This is a genomic window from Schwartzia sp. (in: firmicutes) (genome assembly GCF_978017985.1).
In genome coordinates this window covers 1-4,260 of sequence record NZ_CDXDFU010000057.1, presented here as the reverse complement: position 1 = coordinate 4,260, position 4,260 = coordinate 1, and the positions used below count along the sequence as shown (strand labels likewise).

The window sequence follows — 4,260 nt, the reverse complement described above, 5'->3', positions numbered from 1 at the left end:
GTCGGACACAGCCCGTCCGAAAATCGGGGGCGCAGCGGTCCGTATGAAACTTATATATGATAAAATGCCGGAATGGCGGAGGAATTAATCGAAAAGGGAGTTGTAATCTATCATGATGGAAGATTTGGAAAGAGTAATGTTTACAAAGGAGCAGCTTGCTAATAAAATTCAGGCTATGGGGCGGATCATCAGCCAGGATTATGAAGGCAAGGACCTTGTTGTGGTTGGAATACTGAAGGGTGCTGCGATTTTTACAATGGACCTCGTGCGTGCGATTACATGTCCTGCACGTCTGGATTTTATGGTTGTTTCCAGCTATGGTGACGGAACCAGCTCTTCAGGTGTCGTAAAAATCCGCAAGGATCTTGAAACTGATATCAAAGGCAAGGACGTTCTCATCTGCGAGGATATCATTGACTCGGGAATTACGATGAAAAATCTTTTCCCGATGCTCATGAAGCGTGAGCCGGCGAGCCTTCGCCTCTGTGCGCTTCTTTCCAAGCCGTCCAGAAGAGAAGTAGACGTAAATATTGATTACCTCGGCTGGGAGGTTCCTGATGCTTTCCTCGTAGGATACGGACTTGACTATGCTGAGCGATATCGCAATCTTCCATTGATTGGCGTCCTCAAACGCGAAATTTACGTATGATGGATTTTCCCAAGACAGGAAAATTATACTACCCGAATCCGTTGTTTGGGCGTGGCAAAACTTGAACGAATGCGTTATAACTCGGCGGAAAATGTTTTCCGCCTCGTTGAAACGCTGACATAGGAAGTTTTTCCGTTGGAAAAACTTGAACTAATGCGTTATAATTACACTTACACACTTTAACATTGTTTCGGGATAAGGGGGCAGAACTCGTTTGAACCGTTTTATACGTAATGTTGGATTTTACGTGCTGGTCATCTGTGTTGCGGTAATGATCATCAATTACTTCAATACACAGGGAACGGCCAAGCAGGAGATTGGCTACACTGCTTTCATGCAGCAGGTCAATCAGGGTAACGTAGCAAAGGTTACGATTACCAACAATATTATTGAAGGCGTGATGACTGATGGAACAGACTTCATAACCATTACGCCGAATGTGCCGAACATTGATGTTACGCTGGTACAGCAGCTCAATGAAAAGCACGTTGACATCCGTGCAAAGAATCCGCCTGAACCGCCATGGTGGGCGACAATGCTTTCGTCCATGCTTCCGGTACTGGTGCTCGTCGGTGTGCTGTTCTTTATCATGCAGCAGACACAGGGCGGCGGTGGACGTGTCATGTCGTTCGGCAAGAGCCGTGCCCGCATGAGCGGAGCGGATAAGGTAAAGGTTACCTTTGGCGACGTGGCAGGCGCTGACGAAGCAAAACAGGAGCTTGAAGAAGTTGTCGAGTTCCTCAAGCAGCCGAAGAAATTTAACGATTTGGGAGCACGTATTCCTAAAGGCGTACTTCTTTTCGGCCCTCCGGGTACAGGTAAGACTCTGCTTGCCCGTGCTGTTGCGGGTGAGGCAGGAGTGCCGTTCTTTTCAATCAGCGGCTCCGACTTCGTAGAAATGTTCGTCGGTGTCGGTGCTTCCCGTGTCCGTGACCTTTTCGAACAGGCAAAGAGAAATGCCCCCTGTATCGTTTTCATTGATGAGATTGATGCCGTAGGCCGCCAGAGAGGCGCAGGTGTCGGAGGCGGTCATGATGAACGCGAGCAGACACTCAATCAGCTCCTCGTTGAGATGGACGGATTTGCGGCTAATGAAGGAATAATCATCATAGCGGCAACGAACCGCCCGGATATCCTTGACCCGGCACTTCTCCGCCCGGGCCGCTTTGATCGTCAGATTGTCGTTGACAAGCCTGATGTCCGTGGACGTCACGCTATCCTCAAGGTACATACAAAAGGGAAACCTATTGATAAAGACGTTGACCTTGATATTCTTGCACGCCGTACGCCGGGCTTCACAGGAGCAGACCTCAGCAACCTCGTCAACGAGGCAGCGCTGCTCTCCGCACGTCATGACAAGAAAACCATTGCAATGAATGCCATGGAGGAATCCATTGAGCGTGTCATGGCAGGTCCTGAAAGAAAATCCCGCATCATGACCGATAAGGAAAAACGCCTTACCGCATATCATGAAGCAGGCCATACCCTTGTGGGAATGCTGCTCCCGAATGCAGATCCTGTTCATAAGGTAACAATCATTCCGCGCGGACGCGCAGGCGGCTATACGCTTATGCTTCCTAAGGAAGACCGTTCCTACGAAACGCGCAGCGAACTGATGGACGAGCTGAAAACACTGCTTGCAGGACGTGTTTCTGAAGAGGTTGTACTCAAGGAAATCAGTACCGGCGCACAGAGCGATATTCAGCGCGCATCTCAGGTCGTACGCAAGATGATTATGCAGTACGGTATGAGTGATGTCCTCGGCCCTGTTTCATTCGGCGAAGGACATGACCATCAGGTATTCCTTGGTCGCGATATCAACAACCAGCGCAACTACTCAGAAGAGGTTGCATGTGAGATTGATAAGGAAGTCCGCAAATATATCGAGGACGCTTACGAGGAATGCCGTACAATCCTTACGGAAAATATCGACAAGCTCCATCTCATTGCCGAGGCATTGATTGAACGTGAAACTCTTGATGCTAAAGAGCTTGAAGAGCTTGTTAAGACCGGAAAGCTTTCCGATAAGTCAGATGACGCAACGGACGGAGACGACAAAGAGGGCAAAGAACCTCCTGTAACTCCGATTCCTGCGGAAGATACAAAAGATGACGCTATTAAAGCACCGCTGCCGGAAGCAGCCGGTGAGCCTGAGCTTAATCTTAACATCACGCACGATCATTGATGTAAATAAAAATTGCGATGCCGTTTTTGGCATCGCAATTTTTTTTATGCGTCCGGGTACATATAGCTTTTATAGACGTCAGCCATTTCTTTTCGTGTTTTTGAAGCGGGCCACAGCTCACCCACATTGTTTTTGCGCATTGCAGAAGCGAGATGGTCATAAAGCATAGGATTATCTTTGCTCAGTGAAGCAATCAGCTCCTTTACCGTCTGACGCGTCGTATTTCCGTCGTGAGGGCACGGGGACGGAACAGGCCGGCAGCCATGATACTTTATTGCCTCGCGTGTTTCATACTCACGAAGATAAATGAGAGGGCGTATTACCGTCAGACCTGTGCGGTCAAGAAATGTTTTAGGAGTGAATGTCTGAATCTGTCCCGAATAAAAGAGTCCCATCAGAAGCGTTTCCACTGCATCATCATGATGATGGGCATAGGCAATCTTATTGAAGCCGTGTTCCACCGCATAGCGGTTGATGGAGCCCCTTCTGAAAAAAGCGCAGCTGTAGCAGGGGCTTTTTTCGGGGTGATTTTTGATGATGTCGTTGATGTCCACCTCCTGCACCTCGAAAGGAATATCGAGGGAACGGCAGAAGTCGGAGAGACGCGCGGTATCGAAATCATCACTGAATTTTGGATTGATTGTAAGAGCTCCCAGAGAAAATTTTTTCTTCAGACGCTGGCGCATCATTGCCATAGCGTACGTCAGAAGAAGACTGTCCTTTCCACCGGAAAGCCCGATAAGAATGCGGTCATCGTTTTGAATCAGGTCAAATTCCACGATGGCACGCATGACCTTGCTGAAATACAGCTGCGGCAGTTCAAATTTCACGGTAAAGCACTTCCTTAGTAACGAATGGTTATATTATACAGTGTGGTTCAAATTTTGCCAAAGGCAAAATATACGTAATCATTTATTGTGTATATCGAATTATAATGAAAACAAACAGGAAGAAAGTTACATAAAATTAGGGACTTGGGAAAGATTCACTATCATTTCGCATATAGTAGAATGTTAAGCGTAATCTGATGGAGCTTAACATGATTGTCTAAGATGATATAGGGGAGTAAAGATGTTGAAAAAGCAACTTAAAAGAAAACTTTTTAATTTATGGGGATTTTGTGTAGGCTGGTTTATATTTGTGAGTGATTTAGTTCCAAGGCATAAAGAATTTATTGAAGAATATGGATGGTTGGCTTATCAGCCATTTACGGTATTTGTTCTTTTCTTTGCGTTTGGATTCGGAAAGCTTTATGAAGAGGCGCAGAGAATTGCAGATAAAGATGCTGGAAGATTCTATCAATTAAAAGAAAGTTTTATTTTTTCAGTTAAGATGTTAGCTGTTTATGCTACTATATTATTAATTTATAAAAATATACTGGGTGGGAAACCTAACTTATTTATTTGCTTCTGAGTGACAGAAAGTT

General features: G+C 46.2%; 4 protein-coding genes. 3 read left to right on the top strand and 1 reads right to left on the bottom strand.

Features of this window, described 5'->3' with window-relative positions; genetic code table 11:
- The first annotated feature begins 109 nt into the window (after window positions 1-109).
- Window positions 110-649 carry a hypoxanthine phosphoribosyltransferase gene (gene hpt, locus ACY69O_RS02820; RefSeq protein WP_462331952.1) on the top strand — a complete coding sequence of 180 codons (540 nt, stop codon included), beginning with the start codon at window positions 110-112 and terminating at the stop codon, window positions 647-649.
- A gap of 214 nt (window positions 650-863) precedes the next feature.
- The gene (ftsH, locus tag ACY69O_RS02815) at window positions 864-2,834 is read left to right on the top strand and encodes an ATP-dependent zinc metalloprotease FtsH (RefSeq protein ID WP_462331951.1); all 1,971 of its coding nucleotides are present in this window, start codon (window positions 864-866) and stop codon (window positions 2,832-2,834) included.
- A 44-nt stretch (window positions 2,835-2,878) separates the two neighbouring features.
- On the opposite strand, the gene ACY69O_RS02810 is transcribed toward ftsH, so the two are convergent.
- The gene (locus ACY69O_RS02810) at window positions 2,879-3,664 is read right to left on the bottom strand and encodes a tRNA 2-thiocytidine biosynthesis TtcA family protein (protein ID WP_462331950.1); all 786 of its coding nucleotides are present in this window, start codon (window positions 3,662-3,664) and stop codon (window positions 2,879-2,881) included.
- Between the two features lie 241 nt (window positions 3,665-3,905).
- Between ACY69O_RS02810 and ACY69O_RS02805 the strand changes: the two genes are divergently transcribed.
- Window positions 3,906-4,247, top strand: coding sequence for a hypothetical protein (locus ACY69O_RS02805; RefSeq protein WP_462331949.1), 342 nt, complete (start codon window positions 3,906-3,908; stop codon window positions 4,245-4,247).
- Window positions 4,248-4,260 lie beyond the last annotated feature (13 nt).

Coding starts and splice junctions, on each gene's coding strand:
- ACY69O_RS02805 (WP_462331949.1), top strand. CDS start 3,906: ATGTTGAAAAAGCAACTTAAAAGAAAACTTTTTAATTTATGGGGATTT.